The sequence below is a fragment of the Roseateles sp. P4_D2 genome (genome assembly GCF_056401875.1).
Genome location: NZ_JBFUIM010000011.1, coordinates 96867 through 122750 on the forward strand (window position 1 = coordinate 96867; position 25884 = coordinate 122750).

General features: G+C 69.7%; 18 protein-coding genes. 10 read left to right on the plus strand and 8 right to left on the minus strand.

The genetic code is table 11. The annotated features are described in order from the left end of the window. The first annotated feature begins 20 nt into the window (after positions 1–20). The 6 genes from AC1DW0_RS19915 to AC1DW0_RS19940 all read left to right on the plus strand — a co-directional run bounded on the left by AC1DW0_RS19915 (position 21) and on the right by AC1DW0_RS19940 (position 7822). Entirely contained in the window at positions 21–2216 is a 2196-nt protein-coding gene (locus tag AC1DW0_RS19915) for a patatin-like phospholipase family protein (RefSeq protein ID WP_477947545.1), read from the plus strand. 99 nt (positions 2217–2315) lie between these two features. Next, the gene (locus AC1DW0_RS19920) at positions 2316–2885 is read left to right on the plus strand and encodes a DUF4402 domain-containing protein (RefSeq protein ID WP_082532691.1); all 570 of its coding nucleotides are present in this window, start codon (positions 2316–2318) and stop codon (positions 2883–2885) included. 20 nt (positions 2886–2905) lie between these two features. Then, on the plus strand, positions 2906–3361 hold the full coding sequence (locus AC1DW0_RS19925) for a hypothetical protein (RefSeq protein ID WP_457392394.1): 456 nt from the start codon (positions 2906–2908) through the stop codon (positions 3359–3361). Positions 3362–3365: 4 nt separating this feature from the next. Beyond that, complete coding sequence (locus tag AC1DW0_RS19930; RefSeq protein ID WP_457349824.1) at positions 3366–3830, plus strand: DUF4402 domain-containing protein; 465 nt, start codon at positions 3366–3368, stop codon at positions 3828–3830. A gap of 63 nt (positions 3831–3893) precedes the next feature. Then, a complete protein-coding gene (locus AC1DW0_RS19935) occupies positions 3894–4733 on the plus strand; it encodes a fimbrial biogenesis chaperone (RefSeq protein ID WP_477947548.1) in 840 nt (279 codons plus the stop codon). Between the two features lie 26 nt (positions 4734–4759). After that, complete coding sequence (locus AC1DW0_RS19940) at positions 4760–7822, plus strand: fimbria/pilus outer membrane usher protein (protein ID WP_477947550.1); 3063 nt, start codon at positions 4760–4762, stop codon at positions 7820–7822. Here AC1DW0_RS19940 and ispD read toward each other — a convergent pair. Further along, positions 7812–8495 (minus strand): 2-C-methyl-D-erythritol 4-phosphate cytidylyltransferase, encoded by a 684-nt coding sequence (ispD, locus tag AC1DW0_RS19945; protein WP_477947552.1) that lies wholly within the window; start codon positions 8493–8495, stop codon positions 7812–7814. The genes AC1DW0_RS19940 and ispD overlap by 11 nt on opposite strands. A gap of 35 nt (positions 8496–8530) precedes the next feature. Then, a complete protein-coding gene (locus AC1DW0_RS19950; protein WP_457323364.1) occupies positions 8531–9280 on the minus strand; it encodes a class II aldolase/adducin family protein in 750 nt (249 codons plus the stop codon). Between the two features lie 72 nt (positions 9281–9352). Between AC1DW0_RS19950 and AC1DW0_RS19955 the strand changes: the two genes are divergently transcribed. Both AC1DW0_RS19955 and AC1DW0_RS19960 read left to right on the plus strand, forming a co-directional pair. Further along, a complete protein-coding gene (locus AC1DW0_RS19955) occupies positions 9353–10390 on the plus strand; it encodes an RNA methyltransferase (protein ID WP_477947554.1) in 1038 nt (345 codons plus the stop codon). 113 nt (positions 10391–10503) lie between these two features. Further along, entirely contained in the window at positions 10504–11103 is a 600-nt protein-coding gene (locus tag AC1DW0_RS19960; protein ID WP_477947556.1) for a chalcone isomerase family protein, read from the plus strand. A 117-nt stretch (positions 11104–11220) separates the two neighbouring features. On the opposite strand, the gene AC1DW0_RS19965 is transcribed toward AC1DW0_RS19960, so the two are convergent. The 4 genes from AC1DW0_RS19965 to AC1DW0_RS19980 form a co-directional block, all read right to left on the minus strand. Next, complete coding sequence (locus tag AC1DW0_RS19965) at positions 11221–12582, minus strand: sigma-54-dependent transcriptional regulator (protein ID WP_477947558.1); 1362 nt, start codon at positions 12580–12582, stop codon at positions 11221–11223. After that, positions 12569–14419 carry an ATP-binding protein gene (locus AC1DW0_RS19970; RefSeq protein ID WP_477947560.1) on the minus strand — a complete coding sequence of 617 codons (1851 nt, stop codon included), beginning with the start codon at positions 14417–14419 and terminating at the stop codon, positions 12569–12571. Before AC1DW0_RS19970 ends, AC1DW0_RS19965 begins: the two co-directional genes overlap by 14 nt. Continuing rightward, positions 14397–15737 (minus strand): MFS transporter, encoded by a 1341-nt coding sequence (locus AC1DW0_RS19975; RefSeq protein ID WP_477947562.1) that lies wholly within the window; start codon positions 15735–15737, stop codon positions 14397–14399. The genes AC1DW0_RS19970 and AC1DW0_RS19975 overlap by 23 nt, the downstream gene beginning before the upstream one ends. Positions 15738–15902: 165 nt before the next feature. Then, entirely contained in the window at positions 15903–17663 is a 1761-nt protein-coding gene (locus tag AC1DW0_RS19980) for a DUF885 domain-containing protein (protein ID WP_477947564.1), read from the minus strand. 380 nt (positions 17664–18043) lie between these two features. On the opposite strand from AC1DW0_RS19980, the gene mfd reads away from it, so the two are divergent. After that, a complete protein-coding gene (mfd, locus tag AC1DW0_RS19985) occupies positions 18044–21499 on the plus strand; it encodes a transcription-repair coupling factor (protein ID WP_477947565.1) in 3456 nt (1151 codons plus the stop codon). Positions 21500–21501: 2 nt separating this feature from the next. Here the strand turns inward: mfd and AC1DW0_RS19990 are convergent, their stop codons facing one another. Together AC1DW0_RS19990 and AC1DW0_RS19995 are read right to left on the minus strand one after the other, a co-directional pair. Further along, the gene (locus AC1DW0_RS19990) at positions 21502–24417 is read right to left on the minus strand and encodes an AAA family ATPase (protein WP_457443277.1); all 2916 of its coding nucleotides are present in this window, start codon (positions 24415–24417) and stop codon (positions 21502–21504) included. A 31-nt stretch (positions 24418–24448) separates the two neighbouring features. Further along, complete coding sequence (locus AC1DW0_RS19995) at positions 24449–25195, minus strand: PEP-CTERM sorting domain-containing protein (protein WP_457323681.1); 747 nt, start codon at positions 25193–25195, stop codon at positions 24449–24451. A gap of 130 nt (positions 25196–25325) precedes the next feature. On the opposite strand from AC1DW0_RS19995, the gene AC1DW0_RS20000 reads away from it, so the two are divergent. Continuing rightward, positions 25326–25871 (plus strand): PEP-CTERM sorting domain-containing protein, encoded by a 546-nt coding sequence (locus AC1DW0_RS20000; RefSeq protein WP_056197974.1) that lies wholly within the window; start codon positions 25326–25328, stop codon positions 25869–25871. The last annotated feature ends 13 nt before the right edge of the window (positions 25872–25884 follow it).

Below are 25884 nucleotides of genomic sequence, written 5' to 3' on the forward strand. Positions count from 1 at the left end.
CTGCTATGGTGCGGGCCGCCATGAAACGCCTGCTCCTTCTTTGCTGCCTGATCGCCGGTTCCGTACTGGCCGCCGAACCCTCTCCCGCTCAGCGCCCCAGGATCGGCCTCGTGCTGTCCGGCGGCGGCGCCCGCGGCCTGGCCCATATCGGCGTGCTGCGCGTGCTGGAGGAGATGCAGGTGCCGGTAGACCTCATCGTCGGCACCAGCATGGGTGCGGTGGTCGGCGGCGCCTATGCCTCGGGCCGCAGCCTGGATGAGCTCGAGATCCTGGTGAAGGGCGCGAACTGGAACGCCATCCTGGCCGACCGGCCGGCGCGCGAGCGCCTGTCCATTCGCCGCCGCGAGGATGACGAACGCCTGCCCTCGCGCATCGAGTTCGGCTTCACGCCGCAACGCGGTGCCATGCTGCCCGGCGGCGCCGCCGCCAATGGCCAGTTGGAGGCCACGCTGTCCTCCCTCATCCCCGCCACGCGCGCCGACGACCCGCTGCGCAAGCTGCCCATCCCGTTTCGCGCCGTCGCGACCGACCTGCTCTCCGGCGCCATGCTCGACCAAGCCGACACGCCGCTGTTTGAAGCTCTGCGCGCCTCCATGGCCGTGCCGGGCGTGTTCGCGCCGCTGCGCGTCAACGGCCGGCCGCTGGTGGACGGCGGCCTGGTGCGCAACCTGCCAGTCGACCTGGCTCGCCAGCTTGGCGCCGACATCGTCATCGCCGTCAACGTCGGCACGCCGCTGCTCGAAGACCGCGAGATCAGCAGCGCCGTCATGGTGGCCAACCAGATGCTGCAGATCCTGACCGAGCAGAACGTGCAGCGCTCGCTGCGCGAGCTGAACGCCCGGGACATCGTCATCGACCCCGACCTGCCCGGCATGGGCTTCATGGACTTCTACCGCGCCGACGAGGCCATGGCCACCGGCCGGCGCGCGGCCCTGGCCGCCGGCGAGCGCCTGGCGGAATTGGCCGCGCCTGCTGCCCACGCGGCCCTGCAGGCCCGCCGCCTCGGCCCGCCCGAGTCAGCGTTGAGTGCCCTGCCGCTGGCCGAGCTGAAGATTACCGGCGCTCAGCGGGTCAACGCCGAGGCGCTGCGGGCCGAACTGGCCCTGCAGCCGGGCGACACAGTAGGCCGCGCCGACCTGACCCGGGCCGTCGAGCGGCTGGACGGCACCGGCGATTTCGAGCGCATCGAGACCGAGATCGACGACCGCGACGGACGGCGCAGCGTCGAGTTCAAGCTCACCGAGGCCGACTGGGCCGCCAGCCGTGTGCGCTTCGGCCTGGAGCTGTACAGCAACTTCGCCGATGCCAACAGCTACTCGCTGGTGGCCATGCACGTCGCCAACTGGCTCAACCCCTGGGGCGCGGAGCTGCGCTCGGTCGCCCGCATCGGCTCCTCGCGCGGTCTCAACACCGAGTTCTACCAGCCGCTCGGCCCGGGCTCGCGCTGGTTCGCCAGCGCCAAGCTCGCCTACACGGCCGGCAGCAACGACGTCTTCGACCAGGGCCAGCGCGCGCTGCGCCTGTCCAGCAGCCTGACCAGCGCGCAGCTGGAACTCGGCCATCGCATCGCCGGCCTGGGCGACCTGCGGCTCGGCATCGGCCGCCTGCGTGCCAGCGACGAGGTGGTGCTGCCCGTCGTCCCAGAGGGCAGCCGCCGCTCGCAGAGCTACGGCCAGCAATACCTGGAACTGCACACCGACACGCTGGACTCCCTCGCCTTCCCCAGCCGCGGTCAGTGGACGACGGCTCGCATCGAATGGCTGCATCCGCGCGGCGAGGCCAGCGTCATCAACGCCTCGCTGATCGGCTTGTCGGCCTTGCGGCTGGGCGAGTGGGCCGGCCAGCTCTACGGCGAGTTCGCCCACGCCGAACGCGGTCAGGCGCGCTCTCTGGGGGGCTATTTGCGCCTGTCTGGCACGCCCGATGCGTCGCTGGTGGGTGAAAACATGGCCCTGCTGCGCGTCGTCATGGCGCGGCGCATCGGCGAGATGCCTGTCGGCCTGGGCGGCGCGGTGCGCGTCGGTTTCTCGCTGGAGACGGGTGCCATCGGCGCCGGCTCCGGCCTCAAGCTGTCCAACATACCCAGCAGCGGCTGGAAGCAGGCCGCCAGCGGCTTTCTCAGCGTGGACACGCGATTCGGGCCGTTCTACCTGGCGCTCGGCACGACGCGCGGCGGCGAGACAGCGGCCTATTTGCTGCTGGGGCCGAGCTGGTAAAGAAATGACCGTCAAGCTCGGCGCTGATCGGCCGATAAGCCTGTTGAGCGGGCCCGCAGCATTCGCGGGCCGGCACATCCAGGAGCCGAGGAGCGCCCCATGAACACATCGTTGAAAAGATCCGTTCGTCCGCAAAGCCTGCTGGCCTTGAGCGCCCTGGTGCTGCTGGGAGCCGCTGGCATGCGCGGCGTACAGGCCGCCGACAACGCGACCGCCAGCGCCACCGCCGTCGTGCTGCAGCCCATCGCGGTGACCAAGTCGGCCGACCTCGTGTTCGGCAATCTGGTCGCCGGCAACGGCGTCGTGACCTTGGCCACCGACGGCACCCGCACCAAGTCCGGCACGGCCGTCCTGCCCACTGGCGTCGCGCCCGTGGCCGCGCGCTTTGACGTCACCGGCGCCGGCACCAACACCTTCTCCATCGACTACACCGGCAGCGACACGGTGCTGACCGACGCGAGCGCGAACACGATGGCCATCGACTGGATCACCGAGGCGGTCGCGACCGCGACGGCGACCGGCAAGACCGACGAAACCACCGACGCCACCACAGGCACGCTGGCTGCCGGCGCCGCCTATATCTTTGTCGGCGGCAAGCTGACGGTTGGCGCCGCCCAGGCCGCGGGTACCTACACGGGCATCGTCAAGGTGACCGTCGCCTACAACTGAGGCACAGCCTCCTTGCGGCCATGACGACCGCCCGCCGTTTTCCCGTTCGCAGGCTTCGCGCCGCCAGTGCACTGTTATGCACGCTGTGGCCGCTGCCATCTGCCCTGGCCGCCAGTGCCGCTGCCCAGGCCAGCGCAGCCGTCATCGTGCCCGTCGCAGTCAGGGCCTGGCTGGGCGTGCCCGTGAGCGTGCAGGACCTGCTGCTGGCGCGGGACGCCCCCGCCGGCCCCGCCACGGGTGACCTGGTGACGCGCGTGGCGAGCGCGACCACGCCGGCCATCCTGCGCGCCCTGCCCCTGTGGATCGGCAGCGCGGTGGAGTCCAGGCAGGCCTTTGGCGTTGACATCGTCCCCGCGGCCAGCGCGGCGCTGCTGGCGCGTGGCCCGGCTGCAGCCGTGTCCGTGGCCGTCGCTTTGCCCGCAGGAGAAGGCGGCGATGGCGAGGGCCCTCTCGTCATCACCGTCGCCTTCAACTGAGGCCATGCGCGGGCTGACCCGTCATCGCGCCCTGGCCGCGCTGCTGCTGGTCGCCAGCGCGGCCGCGCCCGGTCAGACCCTGGTCAACAACGGCGCCCTGTCTTTCGGCGCCTTCACGGCCGGCAGCGGTGGCACGGTCGCCGTCAACCCAGGTGGCGCGCGCACGAAGACCGGCAACGTCATCCTCGTCAACCAGGCCGGCACGGCCAGTGCCGCCCAGTTCACGATCACCGGCACGCCGAGCGCGGTGTTCGTCATCACCTTGCCGGTGGACGGCACCGTCTTCCTCACCGATGGCGCCAGCGGCAGCATGGCGCTGAACAGCTTCGTCAGCAGCCCCTCCGGCACAGGCGTGCTGGGCGGCGGTGGCACCCAGCAAATCAACGTCGGCGCCACGCTGACCGTGAGCAACCTACAGGCCACGGGCAGCTATTCCGGCTCCTTCAACGTCACCGTGAACTACCAGTAAAGACCGGCAACTCCGGTGCTTTTGCGAGCTTTGCACCGCTCAAGTCCTGGCGACGATGCCGGTATGCGTGCAAAGACCAAGTTCATCCGGCTGGCGGCCCTCGGGCTGCTGCTGCTGGCGCGCGCGGCGCAGGCCGACCTGATGCTGTTCCCGACGCGCATCGTCTTCGACAAGCAGCAGCGCGCCGCCCAGGTCGAGCTGATGAACCAGGGCAAGACGCCCGAGACCTATCGCATCAACCTCGTCAACCGCCGCATGGGCCCGAATGGCGAGTTCATCGCCATCGACTCGCCCGGCCCCGGCGAGCAATTCGCCGATGCCATGCTGCGCTACTCGCCACGCCAGGTCACCATCCCGCCCGGCGGCTCGCAGATCGTGCGCATCCTGCTGCGCAAGCCCGATGAGCTGGCCATTGGCGAATACCGCTCGCATCTGCAGTTCGACCGCGTGGCCGAGGCTAGCGGCAACAGCAGCGTCGAGGACGTGGCCAAGCGCGAGGGCAAGGACGTCGGCATCGTCATCCAGGCCCTGGTCGGCGCATCCATCCCCGTGATCGTTCGCCAGGGCGAGACCCACGCCAAGGCCGAGCTGTCGGAGCTGGCCCTGCAGCCGGCCTCGGCAACGAGCCCCGGCACTCTGTCCTTCCAGATCAAGCGCGAAGGCAACCGCTCCCTCTATGGCGACCTGCTCGCCACCTTCACAACCACGGCCGGCGTCACCTTCGAGGTGGCGCGCGCCGGCGGCGTGGCCGTCTACGTGCCCAACGCGGCCCGGCGTGTGCAGTTGCCGCTGCAGCTGCCCTCCGGCAACGCCCTGCCCGCCGGCACGCTGAAGCTCGCCCTGCGCGAGCGGCCCGAGGCCGGCGGTAAGCTGCTGGCCGAGACCAGCCTCGCCCTTCCCTGACGGACCGGCGCCCGCCGCTCGGCGCCATGGCTCCGCTCCGCATCCTCCAGCGCGTCGCCGCCGCAGCCCTGCTGGTTGCGCCGTTGCTGCTGGCCCATGCCGCGCCCGACGACGCGCCGAAGCCGCTGCGCCAGCTCGAGGTGCAGCTCGATGGCCGCACGCTGGCCGAGCCGCTCGACGCCTACCAGACCGACTACCAGGTGCTGCTGCCGCTTGGGGCCGTCTCCAAACTGCTCGGGCTGGACTTGCGCGTGCAGACCGCGTCGGGCCGCGCCGCCGGCACACTGCCGGGCTCGGGCGAGCCCTTCTGCCTGGACCTGATCGACTCGACCATTCGCATCGGCGAACGGCGCCAGTCCTTCGAGCCGCGGCTGGCCCAGGGCATTGGCGGCGACATCTATGTGTCGACGCAGCTGCTGGCCCGCTGGCTGAGCCTGGAACTGGCCGTGGACCTGCCGCACTGGCAGCTGCGCCTGCGCGCGCGCGACAGCGTCGCCGCCATGCCGTCAACACCACCCTCCCGGCCATCCCTGCCAACAGGCCCGCGCCGCATTGACGAGACCAACCTGCTGGTGCTGGAGGTGGTGCTGGATGGCCAGGTGGTGTCCGACAGCCTGGCCGCCTACCAGGACGGCACGCAGACCCTGCTGCCGCTGGGCGAGCTGTCGCGCCTGCTGATGCTGGCCGTCCAGGTGAAGCCCGACCGCGGCAGCGCCGATGGCCGGCTGCCCGGCGAGCGCGGCTTTGCGCTGAACCTGGCCGAGTCCCTGGTCAGCCTGGGCGGCCGCGAGCAGAACTTCGAGCCCCGCCTGGCCGGCGTCGTCGGCGACGACATCTATGTGTCGCGCCAGTTGCTGACGCGCTGGTTGCCGATGGACCTGCAGGTCGACCTCGCGACCCTCAAGCTCAAGGTCGTCCCGCGCGAGAAGCTGCCGCTGCAGGAAAGGCTGGAGCGCGAGCGCCTGGCCGCGGCCCTGGCTGGCCTGCAACCCGCCGAACGGCCGAACTACCCCTATGCACGCTCCACACCAGGGTTGGTCGACGTGCCCTCCATCGACCAGTCCTTCGGCGCCGACGCGCGCCGCGGCAAGAACTCGCGCCAGTACAAGGCGGCCTACACGGCCTACATCACCAGCGACCTGCTCGGCATGGAAGGTTCCGCCTATGTACTCAAGACCCACGACAAGGCCACGCCCGACCTGCGCCTGACGCTGGCCCGCAACGACCCCGATGCCGGCCTGCTCGGGCCGCTGCGGGCGCGCTCCGTCGCCCTGGGCAACCTGGCTTTGCCCAGCGTGCGCAACGTCATGCAGGGCAGCGCCAAGGGCAATGGTGTGTCGGTCAGCAACCGGCCGCTGGACCAGCCGAACAGCTTCGACCGCCACAGCCTGCGCGGCGACCTGCCGCCGGGCTGGGACGTGACGCTGTACTACAACGACCAGTTGCTGGGCTATCAGTCCTCGCGTGCCGACGGCCTCTACGCCTTCGATGACCTGCCGCTGTCCTTCGGCGCCAACGAGTTCCGCCTCGTCTTCCACGGTCCGCTGGGGCAGTTGCGCGTGGAGAAGCAGAGCTTCCTGCTCGACCAGGCCAGCGTGAAGCCCGGCGAGGTGTTCTACACGCTGGCCTCGCAAGTCGCCGACGACGGCTCGGTGCGCAGCGTCGCCCAGGCCGACATCGGCATCGGCAAGAAGCTGACCGGCAAGGTCGGCCTGGTGCGCCGCCCGCGCCTGGTGGCCGGCGTCGTCGCCGAGGCGCTGGACTATGGCCAGCTCGGCCTGCTGGCCTATCTCGACTCGATGATCCTCAGCTCGCAGCTCACCGGCATGCGCGGCGGCGGCGCCCTGGGTGAGCTGGGCATGAAGACGCGCCTGGGCGGCTTCGCGCTGGACCTGCTGCACACCCAGCGCCAGGGCGGCTTCATCAACGACCAGTTCGCCGACGTGGCCGGCGGCGTGCGCCAGCGCCAGGAGCTGCGGCTGCAGGGTGGCGTGCGCCTGGGCGGCCTGCCGCGCCTGGTTATCGACTTCAACGCGGTGCGCAATGCGCTGGACCAGGGGCCGGCCAACCTCCAACTCGGCCTGCGCACTTCGGCCATGCTGTGGGGCACGGCCTTGTCCAACAGCCTGCGCTGGCAGCGCAGTGGCGACTTCACGGTCACCGACGGCGCACTGCAGTTGAGCCGACGCGTGGCCGACGTCGGCCTGAACGCGCAATTCATGTACCGGCTGCAACCCGGCGCCAGCCTGCAGGCCGTGGCCATCAGCGCCGACCGCAACCTCGCCGACGGCTACCAGATCAACGCCGGCCTGCTGCGCAGCATGGACTCGGGGCTGACGCTGGTGTCGGGCGGCCTGGCCAAGAACCTCGGCAGCTTCGGCTTGGCCGTCAGCGCGAGTTATTCCAGCCAGCATGAACTCGCCATGGGCCTGCAGCTCTTCGTGGCCCTCGACCGCGACCCGCGCAGCGGTCGCTGGCAACTCGATGGCCAGCCGCTGGCCGGCAGCGGCGCCGTGTCGGCACGCGCCTTTGTCGACCGCAACATGAACGGCATCCGCGACCCCGGCGAGGACTTCGTGGCCAATGCCGGCTTCCTGCTCAACGGCGGCGGCCGCCACCCGCGACTGACCGACACCGGTGGCGTCGCGCTGCTGAACCGCCTGGCGCCAGGCCGTTATGCCGACATCGCGCTCGACCCCGCCACGCTCGAGGACCCGCAGTGGAAGCCGCTGACACCCGGCGTGCGCGTTCTGCCGCGGCCCGGGCGTGTGGAGCAACTGGAGTTCCCGGTCGTGCTGAGCTCCGAGGTCGAAGGCACCATCTATCTGGTCGAAGCCGGCGGCAAGAAACGCGGCATCGGCGACGCCCAGGTGGAACTGGTCAACGGCAAGGACGAGGTCATCGCCACGACCACCAGTTCGGCCGACGGCTACTACCTCTTCCACCAGGTCACGCCCGGCGCACTGCGGCTGCGCATCGCGCCCGAACAGGCGGCCAAGCTCAAACTCAAGGGCAAGCTGGAACGCGGGCTGGACGTGCCGGCGAATGGGGACTTCCTCAGCGGCGAGGATCTGGAACTCAGACTCTGAGGCAGCGCTCGGCGAACTCGAAGTCCTCGGGCCAGGTCACCTTGAAGTTGGCCATCGACGCGCGCACCAGGCGCGGCGCCAAGCCCATGGCTTCGACGGCGCTGGCCTCGTCCGTTGCAGCCGCACCGATCGCCGTCAGCGCGCGCTCGACAAGTCCAAGGCGGAACATCTGCGGCGTCTGCGCAGCCCATTTGTCGCGGCGGTCGACGGTGGCCGTGACGCGTCCGTCGGCGTCGCCGGCCTTCAGCGTATCGGCGATGGGCTGGGCGAGCAGGCCGCCGACGGCGTCGTGCTCGCAGGCATCGATCAGCGCATCGACCCAGTGCGGGCGCAGCAGGCAGCGGGCGGCGTCATGCACCAGCACCCAGTCGTTGTCGGTCGCACCACGTCGCCTCAGTTCGGCCAGGCCACCGAGCACGCTCTCGGCGCGGCTTGCGCCACCCACGCGAGCAACCCAGCCAGCGTAGCCAGGTACAGCGGTTTCGAAGCGATCGTCGCCAGGTGACAAGACAACCAGCGTCTGCGCCAGCCGGGGCACGGACGCGAGCGCAGCCAGCGTGTGCGCCAGCATCGGGCGACCGGCGATGGGCACGTATTGCTTGGGGCCGGCGGCGCCTGAGCGCTCGCCAATACCAGCGGCTGGAACGAGGGCGAACAAGCGGGGATCAGTCATCCCCGCCATTCTCAGCCCGGCTGCGGGACCAAGGCTCAGTCGTCGTGTCCGGGGTTCTGGCGCGCCAGGCGGCGCAGCAGCCCCGGCCAGGCCAGCTCGGCCCCGGAGCCGCGCATGACCTTGTCGCTCTGAGCGCGGATGCCGGCCAGGATCTGCTGCGGGATGCGGATCAGCTCGCCGCCGCCCGCCTGAGCCGCGATCTGGATCTCGCAGGCGCGCTGCAGCATGAACATCTTCAGGAAGGTGTCGGCCGCACTGCGGCCCAGGGTCAGCAGGCCGTGGTTGCGCAGCATCATCAGCGAGGTGTTGCCGAGGTCGGCGACCAGGCGGACCTTCTCGTCGGGGTTCAGCGCCACGCCTTCGTAGCCGTGATAGCTCAAGCTGGCCAGCGGGAACAGGCTGTGCTGCGAGATCGGCAGCAGGCCTTCGCGCTGCGTGCTGACCGCCACGCCGGCCACCGTGTGCAGATGCATGACGAACTTCGCGTCCTCGCGGGCCTCATGCACGGCGCTGTGGATGATGAAGCCGGCCGGGTTGACGTTGTAGTCGCTGGGCGCGACCTTCTCACCGGCCTGATCCACTTTGACGAGGCTGCTGGCCGTGATCTCTTCGAACATCATCCCGTAGGGGTTGATGAGGAAGTGATGCTCGGGGCCGGGCACGCGGGCCGAGATGTGGGTGAAGATCAGGTCGTCCCAACCGTGCAGGGCCGCCAGGCGATAGAGGGCGGCGAGGTCGCAGCGGACGGCCCATTCTTCGGGGGCGCAGTTCTCGGGCTTGGCCATGGTGTCTCCTCGTGAAAAGGGTCGATCCAGCATAGCGCCGACAATCGCCAGGCTGTTGTCACCTCCGTTCCCATGCTGATTGCCGACCTCCGCCAGCGCCTGCGTGCGCTCGGCGCCAACCCCGACCACGAAAGCCGCGTGCTGCGCCACTGGGTGCGCCTGCTGCCGCTGGAAGGGGGCAAACGGCCGTTGCAGGGCTTCCTGCCCAAGGCGGTCATGGCGGCTCTGCCGGGACTGATGGCGGAGCTGGACAGCCTCGTCACGCTGCGCAGCGAGCACGCCGGCGGCGATGGCGAGTCGGCTCGGCTGTTGTTGGGCCTCAACGATGGCCAGACCGTGGAGACCGTGCTGCTGCCACGCGACGGCGTCTGCGTGTCCAGCCAGGTGGGCTGCGCCGTGGGTTGCCGCTTCTGCATGACGGGCGTGGACGGGCTGATCCGCCAGGTCGGCAGTGCCGAGATCGTGGCCCAGGTGGTGCTGGCCCGGCGCAAGAACCTCAAGCTGCGCAAGGTCGTCTTCATGGGCATGGGCGAACCCTCGCACAACCTGGCCAATGTGCTGGACGCCATCACGCTGCTGGGCCGCGAGGGTGGCTTCGCGCACAAGCAGCTGGTGTTCTCGACGGTGGGCGATGAGCGCGCCTTCGCCGCGCTGAACGAGGCCGAGGTGAAGCCGGCCCTGGCGCTGTCCCTGCACACGACCGACGCCGCCAAGCGCGCCGAGCTGCTGCCGCGCGCACCACGGCTCACGCCCGAGGAACTCGTCGAGGCGGCCGACGCCTATGCGCGATCCAGCGGTTATCCCATCCAGTACCAGTGGACGCTGCTGGACGGCGTCAACGACGGGCCCGAGGAGCTGGACGGCATCGTGCGCCTGCTCAAGGGCCGCTATGGCCTGTTGAACATGATCCCCTTCAACAGCGCCGAAGGCCTGCCCTTCACGCGGCCGAGTTGGGAACGCGCCCGGGCCATCGCCGCTGAATTGAGCGCACGCGGCGTGCTGACCAAGTTGCGCGACTCGGCCGGCCAGGACGTGGAAGGCGGGTGCGGCCAATTGCGCGCCCGCGAGGCGGTGGGCCGGCCCGCGCGGGTGGTGAGGATTCACGCTTGAAATCCGAAGGCTCAGGCCTCCAGCGGTGACAACGGTGTCACCTCCTGCCCGCAGAATGCCGACGCCACGCCGGACAGCCCGGTGCGAGAAGACATTCCACTTGGAGGAGAGACATGACTCAGCTTCAGATGCTGGTGGCGCGCGCCCGCGGCGCCGCTTTGATCGCCGGCACGGCCCTGTGCCTGCAAGCCACGGCCGCGCCCACGGTCAGCAAGTTCGCACCCACGGCCCAGTTGGGCGGCAGCACGCTGCAGCTCAATGGCAAGGGCACGCGCGTGCGCCTCGTGTTCAAGGCCTACGACATGGGCCTGTACGCGAGCAAACATGTCAGCACGGCGGCAGAGCTGTTTGCGCTGCCGGGCGCCAAGCGGCTGCAGTTCACCGCACTGCGTGAACTGCCCGGCACCGACCTGGGCCGGCTCTTCCTGCGCGGCATCAGCGACAACACGCCCAGCCAGCAGTTGACCCGGCACACCCTGGCCACGAACCGGCTCATCGAGATCTTCTCGGGCAAGCCCAAGCTGTTGCCCGGCGACACCTTCGCGATGGACTTCGTGCCGGGCAAGGGGACGCAGTTCTACATCTCCGGCCAGGCCCAGGGCGAGCCGGTCGGTGACGACGAGTTCTTCACGCTGGTGCTGCGCATCTGGTTCGGCGATTCGCCGGCCGACACGCAGCTGCGCGATGCCCTGCTGGATGGCGGCAAGGACTGACCAGGGCCAGCCGCTTCTAGTTGCCCAAAGCGATGCGCGCCATCTCGAAGCGGGCACCGCCATCGCCATGCGGGCTGATGTGCACGACGCGGAACTGCTTGGCGGTGCCGGCGCGCCTCAGCTCGAGCGATAGGCGTCGGCGTCCAGACCGAGGCGGCGGATGCGGTCGTGCAGGGTCTTGCGCGCCAGGCCCAGGCGCTCGCCGGCCTTGGCAATATTGCCGCCGCTCTCCTGCAAGGCCTGCACGATCCACTGCCGCTCGACGGCAGCCAGCGCCTCGTCCAGCGGCGCTTGCGGCAGGGCGGCGGGCTCGCTGGGCGTCGGCAACCTGGGCGGTGTGGCTTCGCTGACCAGGCCCAGCACCCAGCGCTCGGCAAAGTTGCGCAGCTCGCGCACATTGCCGGGCCAGTCGCGCGCCGCCCAAGCGGCGAGCTGGGCGGCGCTCCAGGCCGGCACGGGGCGCTGCAGGCGCTCGGCGGCCTGGGCGCAGAAGTGGCTCAGCAGCAGCGGGATGTCCTCACGGCGCTGGCGCAGCGGCGGCAGCGCGATGCTGGCCACGTCCAGGCGGTAGAACAGGTCCTCGCGGAAGCGCCCTTCCCTGGCCAGCTCCAGCAGGTCCACCTTGGTCGCCGCGACAACACGGCAGGCCAGCGGCACGGCCGTGTTGGCGCCCAGGCGCTCGACGCTGCGCTCCTGCAGCACCCGCAGCATCTTGACCTGTAGCGCCAGCGGCATGGACTCGATCTCGTCGAGGAAGACGGTGCCGTCGCCCGCGAACTCCAGCTTGCCGATGCGGCGCCTGGCCGCTCCCGTGTAGGCCCCGGCCTCGGCGCCGAAGATCTCGGACTCGAACACACTCTCGGGCAGGGCGCCGCAGTTGATGGCGACGAAAGGACCGGTCGCACCACTGGCCGCGTGCAGGGCGCGGGCGACAACCTCCTTGCCGGCACCGGTCTCGCCGTGGATGAGCACGTCTACACGTGCCGGACCGAGGGTGGCGATCAGCGTGCGCAGTTGCTCCATCGCGGCACTCGCTCCCAGCAAGCCGTCGGCGGGTCCGCCGGCAAGCTGGGCCTTCAGCCGCCGGTTTTCCAGCACCAGGCGGCGCTGAGCCAGCGCGCGGCGCACGACCTCGACGAGGTGCTCGGCCGAGAAGGGCTTCTCGATGAAGTCCCAGGCGCCGTCGCGCATCGCCTCCACGGCCATGCCGATGTCGCCGTGGCCGGTGACGAGGATGACGGGCAGCTCGGGGTCCTGCTCGCGCAGGCCTTGCAGCAGCGCCAGGCCACTGTCGCCGGGCAGTTGCACGTCGCAGACGACGATGCCGGCAAAGCCGGGTTGCAGCCAGGCGCGCGCCGCCTCGGCCGAGTCCACGCCCTGGGCCTGCAAGCCCGCCAGCCGCAGGCTCTGCGTGGTGGCCAGGCGGACGTGCTCGTCGTCCTCGACGAGCAGCACATCGGTGGGTTCAGGCGACGCCATGCGGTGATTGTGTGATGGGCAGCCTGAGGGTGAACTGCGCGCCGCCTTCCGGTCGGTTGCCGCCTTGCAGCGAGCCGCCCAGCGCGTTGGCGATGGAGGCCGAGATGGACAAGCCCAGCCCCAGGCCATCGCCGCGGCGCTTGGTCGTGAAGAAGGGTTCGAACAGGCGCGCCTGCACGTCGTCGCTCAGCCCGGAGCCGTCGTCGCTCACGCGCAGCAGCGCCTGGCCGGCATCGACATCGACATCGGCCTGCAGCATCACCGTGCCGCCGCCCTTCTCGGCGCTGGCGTCGATGCCGTTGCGCAGCAGGTTGACGAGCACCTGCTCGATGCGCACCTGCTGGCCCAGCACGGCCAGGCCTTCGAGCACGGGCAGGCAATCGAGCTTGACGCGCTGGCGGCGCGCCTCGGCGCTGACCAGGGCCACCGCGGCCTGGAAGGCTTCCGCCACCACCACCGGCTGCACGCGCAACTCGTCGCGCCGCGCAAAGCCCTTGAGCTGGCCAACGATGGCAGCGATGCGCTGGGTCAGGCTGTCGATGGACTGCAGATTGGTCTCGGCGTCGGCCTGCATGCCGCGTTCGAGGAAGACGCGGGCGTTGTCGTTCAGCGCCCGCAGCGCCGCCAGCGGCTGGTTGATCTCGTGCGTGATGCTGGCGGCCATCTGGCCCAGCACGGCGAGCTTGCCGGCCTGCACGAGGTCGTCCTGCGTGGCGCGCAGCGTCAGCTCGGTGCGATGAAGTTCGTCCACGCGCGCCTGCAGCTCGCGTGTGCGCTCGGCGATGCGCGTCTCCAGGCTGTCGTAGGCGGCACGCAGTGCGCCCTGGGCGGCCAGGCGCTCACGGGCGCGGCGGCGGCGCAGCTGCAGGTAGGCCAAGGTCAGCAACAGCGATACCCAGCCCAAGGCGACAGCCCAGGCACGGCCGGCGGCGATCTGCTCCGCACCGCGGATCTCGGTGAAAGACAGCAGCGTCCAGCCGCGCCCCTGCACCGGCTGCTCGGTGACGAGGGCGCGCAGCTTGGCAGCCGCCGTGGCGATGCGCTCGATGCGCAGTTCGGTCGCCGCGCGTGAGGGCTCGCGCCCCAGCGCAGGCAGCGGCAGGTCGCCGTATTGCTGGGTGTCGTGCAGCTCTTTGCGCGTGGCATCGGACAGCGGCTGCAGCGTGCGGTACTTCCATTCCGGCCGGCTGGCCAGGAAAACCACGCCGCGCGCGTCGGCCAGCATCAGCTCGCCGGCGCTGCGGGCCCAGTTGGCTTCCATCTCGTCCAGCGACACCTTCAGCACGACGACGCCCGCCGTGGGGCCGGGCAGCCGGTGGGCGATGAAGTAGCCCGGCGTGCCGGTTGTCGAGCCGCGCGCATAGAAGTGGCCGCCGCCCTGCGCCATCGCGTCGCGGAAGTAAGGCCGGTAGGCGTAGTTCTGGCCGACAAAGGTCTGCGGGTCGCGCCAGTTGCTGGCGGCCAGCGTCAGGCCCTGCGCGTCGATCAGGAAGATGGCCGCTGCGGAGGCGTCTTGCGCAACGCCTTCGAGCAACACGTTGACTTCCGCCGCGCGTGCCTGGGATGACGGCACGGCCAGCAACCCGGCCAGCGCCGGATGGCGCGCCAGCACCTGCGGCACGGCCTCGTACTTGTCCAGCGCGCCGGTCAGCTCGTGCGCGACAAAGCGCAGATGGCGCTGCGCGTCGTCACGGGTCTGCGCCAGCGCCAGGTCCAGCGACAGCCGCCAGGCCGCGTACGCGACCGCTGCGCCGCCCAGCACCACCAGCAACAACAGCCCGAGGCTGCGTCGCCAGCGGGCCGGCTTGTTTGCGTCAGTGGTGGGCAGCTTCGGCATCGATCCTTGAGTGTTGGCGCGTGTCACGCATCAACAGATAGACGAGCAGCGAGCAGGCGATCACCGCGGTAGCGTACCAATAGAAGCCGCTCTCCATGCCCTGCTGCTTGAACCACAGCGCGATGTACTCGGCGGTGCCGCCGAAGACCGACACGGCGATGGCATAGGGCACGCCGACACCGGTGGCGCGGATGGAAGCGGGGAAGAGCTCGGCCTTCACGACCGCGTTGATGGAGGTGTAGCCGCTGACGATGAGCCAGGCGCAGGCAATCAGCCCAAAGGCTTCCCACGGCCCCTGGGCATGGCGCAGCGCCGTCAGCAGCGGCACCGTGAAGATCGTGCCCAGCACCGCAAAGCCCAGCAGCAGCGGCTTGCGGCCGATGCGGTCCGACAGCGCGCCGTAGATTGGCTGCAGCAGGGCCGCGAACACCAGGCTGGCGGCGGACACGGCCGTGGTCTGCGCGTCGGTGAGGCCCACCGACAGCTTCAGGAACTTCTGCATATAGGTCGTGTAGACGTAGAAGGCCAGCGTGCCGCCCATGGTCAGGCCGATGACGATCAGGCATTCGCGCGGGTGCTGCAGCAGCAGCTTGAAGCCACCCATGCGGTCCTTGTTGCGCTTCTTCTCAGCCTGGAAGGCCTGGGTCTCGGGCAGGTCGGACCGCATGATCAGCGCGACGATGGCCAGCAGCGCGCCGATGAAGAAGGGAATGCGCCAGCCCCAGGCCTTGAGCTGGGCGGCGTCGAGCACGAAGTTCTGCAGCACCAGCAGCACGACGAGCGCCGTCAGCTGGCCACCGATCAGCGTCACGTACTGGAAGCTGGCATAGAAGCCGCGGTGCTTGGACGTCGCCATCTCCGACAGATAGGTGGCGCTGGAGCCGTACTCGCCACCCAGGCTCAGGCCCTGCAGCAGGCGCGCGAACAGCAGGATGGCTGGTGCCCAGACGCCGACGGCCGCGTAGGTGGGCGAGCAGGCGATCAGCAGCGAGCCGCCGCACATCAGCAGCACCGAGGCCATCAGCGCCAGGCGCCGGCCGTGGCGGTCGCCGATGTAGCCGAACAGCAGGCCACCGACGGGCCGGATGAAGAAGCCCAACGCGAAGATGGCCGCCGTCGACATCGACTGGGCCACCGGATCGGATGATGGGAAGAAGGACGACGAGAAGTAGAGCGAGAAGGCCGCGTAGCAGTAGAAGTCGTACCACTCGACGAGGTTGCCGAGGGAGCCGACGAGGATGGCCTTCAGGCGGCTGAACTCGATGCGGTCGGGCGCTGCCGCCACAGCGGCCGAAGCCGGGGGATAGATCGCTGACATGGGGCTTGTCTCCTGGGTTGTGTGCCCCAGGATGAGCAGCTTGCGTGCCAAGACCGTGCGTGGCCGTGCGCCAGGGTGGCGCGCGATGCACGCCCCGTCACTTCGGCGGATTTCCGCCGAGCATGACGCCGCGCAGCCGCCGCTGGCGGAGATCCGCCGCCGCGCTCAGCGCTGCTTGGCGACCCACTCCATGACCAACTCGCGCAGCACCGGCAGCGGCACCTGGCCGGCGGTCAGCACGACGCGATGGAAGCCCTTGACGTCGAACTTCGGGCCCAGCGCCTGGGTCGCCTCGGCACGCAGCTTGGTGATCTCCAGCTGGCCGATCTTGTAGCCCAGCGCCTGGCCGGGCCAGACGATGTAGCGCTCGACTTCGGAGACGACATCGCTCTCGGCCATGGAGGAGTTGTCGAGCATGAACCGAATGGCTCGCTCCCGCGTCCAGCCCTTGGCATGCAGGCCGGTGTCCACCACCAGGCGCATGGCGCGCAGTTGCTCGTCCGACAGACGGCCGTACCACTGATAGGGGTCGGTGAAGAGGCCGAGTTCCTTGCCCAGGCTCTCCGCGTAGAGCGCCCAGCCTTCGACGTAGGCGGTGTAGTTGCTGCCGAAGCGGCGGAAGGCCGGCAGCGTCGCATCTTCCTGCGCGATGGAGATCTGGAAATGGTGGCCGGGCGAGGCTTCGTGCAGGGACAGGGTCTCCATGCCGAAGATGGGCTGGGCCTTCAGGTTGAAGGTGTTGACGTAGAACACGCCCGGCCGCGAGCCGTCGGTCGTGCCGTTCTGGTAGGAAGCGCCGGCGGCGCTCTCGGCGCGGAAGGCCTCGACTTCCTTGACCTCGTAGTCGGCCTTGGGTTGGATGTCGAAGAGCTTGGGCGTCAGGCCGTTGATCTTCTTCTGCAGGTCGCGGTAGCCATTGAGCAGGTCCTCCGGCTTGCTGAAGTAGAACCTGGGGTCGTCCTGCAGGTACTTGAAAAAACCTTTCAGGTCGCCCTGAAAGCCGACCTCCTTCCGCACGCCCTCCATCTCGCCGAGGATGCGCGCGACCTCCTTCAAGCCAATGGCATGGATCTGGTCGGGTGTCAGCTTCAGCGTGGTGGACTGCTGCACACGGTGGGCATACCAGGCCTTGCCGTCGGGCAGGGCCGACCAGCCCGTGCTCTTGCGCGCCTTGGGCATGTACTCGTCGCGCACAAAGGCCAGCAGGCGGGCATAGGCGGGCAACACGCCCGTCGACAGCAACTTGCGCATCTCGGCCGCAATGCGCTCGCGGTCGGCGGCGGGCACAGCCTCGGGGACGTTCTTGATCGGCCCCCAGAACAAGCTCTTCTCGGGGTCGGTCACGGCCAGGGCCGTCAGTTGCGGCAGCACCTTTTCCATGACCGCGCGCGGCTGGGTCACGCCGGCCTTGAGGCCGTCGCGCATATTGGCAATGCTGCCGTCGAACAGGGGCACCGCCAGAGCCAGGCGCTTGAGCCAGTCGTCGTAGTCCTTGGTCGTCCTGAAGGGCTGGATGGATTGGCCCGTGCCCATCTGCGCCAGGAAGCTGGGCAGGCCACCGATCTGGCTGATGGGCTGCATCCAGTCCGGGAAGCGCTCGCCAGCCAGGTTCTGCTCCAGGTCGAGCTTGAGGATGCTGTAGGAGACGCGGTCCTTGGGTTCCAGTTTGGCCTTGCTGAAACCGGCCAGGGCCTTCAATTGCTCCTGCAACTCGCGCTTGGCCTGGGCGCGGTAGGCCGCGGTCGTGGTGTCGATGAGGCGGTCGTTGTAGCGCGGGTCGCCGAGGGACGTGGCGAGGATGGGCTGGCGCTGCAGCGTCAGTTCCCACTGGGCGTCCAGCCATTGGTGGAAGCGTTCGCTCTCAGAAGGGGCGGCCCAGGCGGGCAGGCTTGCGACAAGCAGGCTCAGGGCAAGGCGACGACGCATGAGGTCTCCAGTTTCGAGGTGGCGCGATGCTAGCCATAGACCTGCTGACAGCCAAAGGGCATGGCTTCCCTAGAATCGCGGGCCTGTTAACACCACGGCAATGGGCCGCGAAGGCCAGCCGCCAGGGCCAATCAAGGCGCAGCGCGCCGGCCGCACTCATGTGCGGGCAAGCGCTGCAACGCAGAGTGGTCCTGGCAGCTGGCCTTCCCGGAGGGTTGTGGCCAGAAAGGCCGCGCTCGGCGTTGCAAATCCTCGCCGGATGACCGACCCGGCTGCGGTTTGCGCCTTGCTCGCGGCCTTTCTGGTCACAACGCGGCCCATCGCCGTGGTGTCAACAGGCCCCTGCCCCGCTTCGGGGCTGTTGTCGTTTGTAGAGCTCCATGACGCTGCCATCGCTGCCTGCCATTGCGCCGGGCAAGAAGTTCACCCACCCCCGCCCCGTCGGCTCGGCCGACGCCCTGCTGCTCGCGCGCTTCGTGCAGCAGCAGCGGGATGCCGGTCGCATGGCCGCCATCTTCACGGCCGAGCCGGGCGACACGCAGCGCCTGGAAGACGAGCTGAAATTCTTCGCGCCCGAGCTCAAGGTGGCCGTCTTCCCCGACTGGGAAACCCTGCCCTACGACAGCTTCAGCCCCCACCAGGACCTGATCTCCGAGCGCCTGGCCACGCTGTGGGAGCTGCTGCAAAGCAAAAAAACGAAAAGCATCGACGTGGTGCTGATGCCCGCGTCGACCGCGCTGACGCGCCTCGCGCCGCCCAGCTTCCTGGCCGGCACCACCTTCAACTTCAAGCAGAAGCAGCGCCTGGACGAGGCCTCGCTGCGCTCCCAGCTCACGCTGGCCGGCTACACCCACGTCAGCCAGGTCGTGCAGCCGGGCGAGTACGCCGTGCGCGGCGGCCTCATCGACTTGTTCCCCATGGGCTCTGCCGTGCCCTATCGCGTCGATCTGTTCGGCGATGAGGTCGATTCCATCCGCACCTTCGACCCCGACAGCCAGCGCAGCCTCTACCCCGTGCCCGAAGTGCGCCTGCTGCCCGGCCGCGAGTTCCCGATGGACGAGGTGGCGCGCAAGAAGTTCCGCGAACGCTGGCGCGAGAAGATGGACGGCGACCCGAGCAAGGCGCGCATCTACCGCGACGTCGGCGAGGGGATCGCCTCAGGTGGCATCGAGTACTACCTGCCACTGTTCTTCGACCAGACGGCCACGGTCTTCGACTACCTCGGTGGCGAGGCCGGCCTGGCCCTGCACGGCGAGGTGGATGAAGCCATCCAGCGCTTCTGGACCGACACCAAGGAGCGCCACCGTTTCCTGCAGCACGACCCCGAGCGGCCGCTGCTGCCGCCGCAAGAGATCTTCCTGACGGCCGAGGACTTCTTCGGCCTGACCAAGCCGCACGCGGTGCTGTCGGTGCGCGGCGGCGAGCCGGTGGACTTCGCCCGGCCTCTGCCCGACATCAGCGTCGAGCGCGGCGTGCAGGAACCGCTGGCCCGCCTGGCCGCCCACCTGAAGGCGACGCCGCACCGCGTGCTGCTGCTGGCCGAGAGCGAAGGCCGCCGCGAGAGCCTGCTGGAGCAGCTGCGCGACAGCAAGATCGAACCGCCGTCGGTCAAGGACCTGGCCGAGTTCCTGGCCGGCGACGAGAAATACGCAATAACCGCCGCGCCGCTGGCGACGGGATTCTTTTGGAACGACGCGCAGCAACCCGTTCAGCTTTTCACTGAGACGGAACTGTTCGCGACGATGCCGACGACCCGGCGGCGGCGCAAGCAGGAGCAGGTCAGCGACGTCAATGCGCTGATCAAGGACCTTTCCGAGCTGAAGGTGGGCGACCCGGTCGTGCACATCAACCACGGCATCGGCCGCTACCAGGGCCTGGTCAACATCGACGTGGGCGACGGCAGTTCGGAGTTCCTGCACCTGGAGTACGCCGACAAGGCGACGCTGTATGTGCCGGTGGCCCAGCTGCACCTGATCGGCCGCTACACCGGCGTGAGCGCCGAGGAAGCGCCGCTGCACAAGCTGGGCTCGGGCCAATGGGAGAAGGCCAAGCGCAAGGCCGCCGAGCAGGTGCGCGACACCGCCGCCGAGCTGCTCAACCTCTACGCCCGCCGCGCTGCTCGCGAGGGCCACGCCTTCCGCTACTCGGGCCACGACTACGAAGCCTTCGCCGCGTCCTTCGGCTTCGAGGAAACGCCCGACCAGCGCGCCGCCATCCACGCCGTCATCCAGGACATGATCAGCCCCAAGCCCATGGACCGCCTGGTCTGCGGCGACGTGGGCTTTGGCAAGACCGAGGTGGCGCTGCGCGCGGCCTTCGTCGCGGTGATGGGCGGCAAGCAGGTCGCCATCCTGGCGCCCACCACGCTGCTGGCCGAGCAGCATTACCAGAACATCGTCGACCGCTTTGGCGCCTGGCCGGTCAAGGTGGCGGAGATGAGCCGCTTCCGCTCGGCCAAGGAGATCAAGGCCGCCATGGAGGGCATCGCCGACGGGACGCTGGACATCGTCGTCGGCACGCACAAGCTGCTGTCCGCCGAGGTCAAGTTCAACCGCCTCGGCCTGCTCGTCATCGACGAGGAACACCGCTTCGGCGTGCGCCACAAGGAGGCGATGAAGGCCATGCGCGCCGAGGTCGACGTGCTGACGCTGACGGCCACGCCGATTCCTCGCACGCTCGGCATGGCCTTGGAAGGCCTGCGCGACCTCAGCGTCATTGCCACCGCGCCGCAGCGCCGCCTGGCCATCAAGACCTTTGTGCGCGCCGAAAGCAGCGGCACCATCCGCGAGGCGGTGCTGCGCGAGTTGAAGCGCGGCGGCCAGGTCTATTTCCTGCACAACGAGGTCGAGACCATCGAGAACCGGCGCCAGAAGCTCGAAGAGCTGGTGCCCGAGGCGCGCATCGTCATCGCCCACGGCCAGATGCCCGAGCGCGAGCTGGAGCGCGTCATGCGCGAGTTCGTGGCCGGCAAGCACAACCTGTTGCTCTGCTCGACCATCATCGAGACCGGCATCGACGTGCCGAGCGCCAACACCATCATCATTGCCCGTGCCGACAAGTTCGGCCTGGCCCAGCTGCACCAGCTGCGCGGCCGCGTCGGGCGGTCCCACCACCAGGCCTATGCCTACCTGATGGTGCCGGACATGCAGGGCCTGACCAAGCAAGCCCTGCAGCGGCTGGACGCCATCCAGGCCATGGAGGAACTGGGCTCGGGCTTCTACCTCGCCATGCACGACCTTGAAATCCGCGGCGCCGGCGAGATGCTGGGCGAGCATCAGAGCGGCAACATGATGGAGGTGGGCTTCCAGCTCTACAACGACATGCTCAGCGAAGCCGTGCGGTCCCTCAAGGCCGGCCGCGAGCCCGACCTGCTGTCGCCGTTTGCCGCCACCACCGAGATCAACCTGCACGCCCCGGCCCTGCTGCCCGATGCCTACTGCGGCGACGTGCAGGTGCGGCTGTCGCTCTACAAGCGCCTGGCCACGGCCGAGAAGAACGAGCAGATCGACGCCATGCTGGAGGAAATCACCGACCGCTTCGGCAAGCTGCCCACGCAGGGCCAGACCCTCTTCGACACCCACCGATTGCGCGTGCTGGCCAAGCCCTATGGCGTCAGCAAGATCGACGCGGCGCCGGCGCTGATCAACATCAACTTCCGCCCCAACCCACCCATCGACCCGATGCGCGTCATCGAGCTGGTGCAGAAGAACCGCAACATCAAGCTGGTGGGTAACGAGAAGCTGCGTGTCGAGAAGCAGCTCTCCAGCCCGCAGGACCGCGCCCAGGCCGTGCGCGAGGTGCTGCGACTGCTGGGCCAGCCAATCAAGACCGAATAGCCCTAGCGTCCTTGAACCGGCGCCAGCCCGCGCAGCGCCGCATCGGCGCGGCTCAGCAGCTCGGCGAAGCCCTGGCGCTGCGCCAGCTCCACCGCCTCCAGCAGCAAGGGCCGCGCGTCGCGCGCCGGCAACCCCTCGGCCTGCAGCAGCAGCCCCTCGGCCAGCGGCTCCAGCAGGCCGGCGTCGCGTGCGACGGCCACCTGGCGGGCGGCAGCAGCCGCATCGCCGGCCAGCAGTTCCAGCCGTGCCAGGCGGATATGCACAAGCGGATGCTGGCTGCGTGGCAGCAGCGCACGCAAGCGTTCGGCCAGAGTGGGGTCGTGCGGCAGGCCGCGGGCCTCGCGCAGCAGGCCGCGCAGCCAGGCGAGGTGTGACACGCGCAGCGGGTCGCGGCTGCTCGCCAGCAAGGGCTCGGCCAAGCCCAAGTCGGCTTCAGCAAGATCGAGGCAGCCGCTCTGCCAGTACAACCGCGCGCGCCGCGTCAGCGCCTCGGCCTCGAACAGGGCCGAACCTTGCGAGCGGCCCAGCTCCAGCGCGCGGTCCAGCACGCCGCGCGCCTCGCCGTAGCGGCCGGCGCTGGTCAGCGTGAGGCCCAGCATCAGCAGCGACAAGGTCTCGGTATGCGCCACGCCCTGCCAGCTCAGCAGGCTGCGCCGCGCCATCTGTTCGGCGCGATCCAGCTCGCCCAGCGCCTGCAGCATCACGCCCAGGTCGCTCTCGATGGTCAGGCCCCGACAGTAGTCGGGATGGCGCTCCAGCAGCAGCTCGAAGGCATCGCGCGCGGCCCGCACCTGGCCACCGAACCAGTGGATCTGGCCTTCGTAGCTCAGCAGCGAGGGCCGCGCCGGTGCGAGTTGGCGCAGCTGGCCCAGCAGCGCCCAGGCGGCCGGGATGTCGGGCTCGCGCATGGCCAGCTCGATCAACACCTCACAGGCATTGCAGCGCTCGGCCAGCGGCAGCCGCGGCAACAGCGGCCGCAGGCGCTCGGCCAGCGTGGCGGCATGCGCCAGGTCGCCCGAGAACACGGCGTTGTCCACCAGGCCGGCCAACGCCTGCCCCTGGATCTGCTCGCGCTGCGCCGGGTCGGCCACGGCGCCGGCCAGCTCCAGCACCTGCTGCAGCGCTTGGCGACCGGCAGGCAGGTCATGCAGCAGCGCACATTCGGCCAGACTGAGCCGGGCTTGCAGCGCCAGCGCCGGCTCGCGCGACTCGGCGGCAACGCGCTGCCACAGCGCCTGGGCCTCGTCGTAGCGGCCGCGCAGCTTCTGCTGGGCCGCGCCGCGGTGCAGCCAGGCCAGCGCCGTCTGCGCCTCACCGGCGCCCTGCCACAGCGCGGCCACGGCCAAGGGCTCGGCGGCGCCTTCCGCGCGCGCGCCCAGCGCCAATGCGGCCCGTTGTCGCAGCGCCTGCGCCTCGAAGGCCGGCAGCACCACGAGAACCGCTTCGCGCACCAGGTCATGCCGGCATTGCAGGGCGCCGTCGGGCTCTTCGCGCAGCAGCGCGGCCTGCAGTGCCGACCGGGCCGCGGGCAGCAATTCGGCATCGGGCACCGCGGCCACGCTGCCCAGCACCGCCAACGGCAGCGGCCGGGCCAGCACGGCGGCTGCGCCGACAAGGCCATGCGCTGCCGGGCTCAGGGCCTGCCAGCGCCGCAGCAGCAACTCGTGCACGCGCGGGGACACGGGCGCGCCGTCGGCCCGGGCCCGCAGCAGCTCACCCAGCACAAAGGCATTGCCGTGGCTGGCCGCGAGCAGCGCGGGAGCGTCGGCGGCGCTCTGGCCAGCGCGGTTCAGCAGCTGCTGCACAGCCTCCAGCGCCAGCCCCGGCAGCGCCAGGCAACGAACGTCCTGCTGCCGGGCCAGCCAGTCGCGGTGCTCGGCCGGCAGTTCCTCGCTCCGCGCGGCGCCGCGCCAGCGCAGCCGGCCGCGGTGGCTCAGCAGGGCCAGCAGCTCCAGGCTGGCCGCGTCCACCCATTGCAGGTCATCGACCAGCAACAGCGGCCCCAGCGCCTCCAGCACGCGCGCCAGGCCCTCCAGCAGCCGGGCACGGGCACTCAAGGCGTCCAGCGGCGGCAAGGGCTCGTCGATGGCCAGCTCGGGCAGCAGCCGCGCCAGGTCCAACCGGTAGGCGGCCAGGCCGCGCTCGGGCTGGCGCAGCAGCGCCCGCAACGTGTCCAGGCGCGGCAGCAGCAGTTCGACGACGGGCCGGTAAGGCATCTCCGCCAGCCCCTCGCGGCCTTGCAGCACGGGGGCGCCGGGGAAGGCCGCCTTCAGCACGCTGGTCTTGCCCACGCCGGCCTCGCCCAGCAGCACCAGCGCCGGCGCGGCCTCGCGGCGGATCTGGCCCAGCCATTCAGCGCGGCCGCACAGCGCCTGATCGGTTTCGGTCGGCGGCGCCCCGCCCCGCTCCAGCAGCACACGCAGCGGCGCCTGCCAGGCTGCGGTGCCGGCGCGTTGCAAAGCGCGCCGAGCGGCTTCGTCCCAGCGGCGTTGCAGCAGCGCGCCATGGTCGTCGGCCCAGCGCCAGAACTCGTCGAAGCCGGCAAACCTGAAACCCTGCAGCCAGGCCATGGCCGGACGGGCCAGCAGCTCGGCGCCGTCGGCCTCGGCGCAGGCCATCTCCAGCAAGGCCAGGTCGTGCGGCAGCTGGAGACAGACGCGCTGCCGCTCGGCCACCAAGGCATCGGCCTGGCCGAACCCGGCCAGCAGCTGGCGCAGCCGGTGCAAGTTGATGCGCAGATGGTGCCGGGCCTGTTCGCGCTCGGCATCCGGCCAGAACAGCGCCGCAAGCTGGCCACGCTCCACCCAGTGGCCCAGGCAGGCCAGATGGATCAGCAGGCAGCCCGGCAGTGTGGCGGGCAGAGGCAGACTTTCAGCGGCATCGGCCTGCCAGGCCGGCGCTCCCAGCAGCTTGAGCATGGCGCGCAGTGTGCCGTGGCGCTTCCCGCGGTCAAGCGCGGCGGCGGCGCAATACCAGCAAGCCGATGCCGGCCGCCAACATCAGCCATGCCGAGGGTTCGGGCACCGGCGTCAGCGTGGCGGAGAAGTTGTCCAGGCTGAGGAAGGCGCTGCCGCCGGTGCAGCCGTTGACGCTGTTGCAACTGGTGCCAAGCGTGTAGCGGAAGCCCACGTAGATCGGCAGGGCGCCCGCGCTGAAGTCGGGGCGCTGCGCGGACCCGGCCACCGGTGGCACCCAGTCGGCCGCCGCGGCCACGAAGGACCACTGCTGCGACAGGTAGTCGGGCTTGATCATTGCCTTGCCAGTCACGAGGTCGCTGCCGATGACGGTGTAGGTCACGCCGTTTTGCATCAGGGCCGGCCGGATGCTGCCAAGCGTGTCGAAGGCAAAGCTGCTGGACAGCCCGCGGATGTCGGCGCTGAATTCCAGCTTCTGCAGCGCGCCCAACTGCGCCGGGTCGTAGGCCAGCGCCGTATAGAAGGCGCCCAGCCGGTTCATCGAGCTGGACAGGCCGGGGCTGCTCGGCGTGACATAGCTGATCACCCAATGCGAGCCCGGGTTGCCCAGGTTGGCGTCGATGACCATGTTGGCGTCTGCCGGACCATCGTCGGTGATCTGGATCAGGCTCCAGTCGGCGGCATGGAAGTCACCGACCTGCAGGCTCAGGCCCGAGGCGGCGGCATGCGTGGCGAGCGCCAGCGCGAGGCCGGCGACAGAAACAGAGGCGAGGCGAGACATGAGCGAACTCCACGGCTTGAGGACGTGGCGGACTCTGCGCGACCAGCGTCTCTGCACCGTCTCAAGCTAGGGGCTGCCTGCGCCCGCGTCCCTGCCTAGACTGCGCCACCCTGCCGACCGGAGCATCGCGATGAAGAAGCTGGCTTTTGTTGCTGCAGTCCTGCTGCCCACCCTGGCCAGCGCCGCCGGCCTGGAGGGCACGACGGTGGACCTGCGCTATGACTTCGACAACGGCACAACCGTCTTTCACACCCAGGACAGCGTCCTTGTCGGCGCCGGCACCGAGCTGAGCTGCCCGGGCGCCGCCCAGGTCTGCCAGGTGCTGACGTCGCCGACCCAGACCCTGGATTTCGGCGACAGCAGCGTCCGCTATGACTACACCGGCCCGGGCAGCGGCTTCGACAACATTGCCGTCAACCACTTCCGCTTCGAAAGCCTGTTCGGCAGTGGCACCGCCATCACCGGCGTACAGCTGACGAGCAATGGCATCGCCGGCCTGGACGCGTCACGGCTGAGCTTCACCGCTCACAGCGTGCAGGTCGACATGCGCGGCCTGCCACTGGCGAGCCAGGCCTTCTTCCAGCTCGACCTGCAGACGGCGCCCGTGCCCGAGCCGGCCAGCGCCGCGCTGCTGTTGGGCGGTCTCGCGCTTTTGCTTGCCCGGCGCCGCGCATGAGCGCATCGGGATA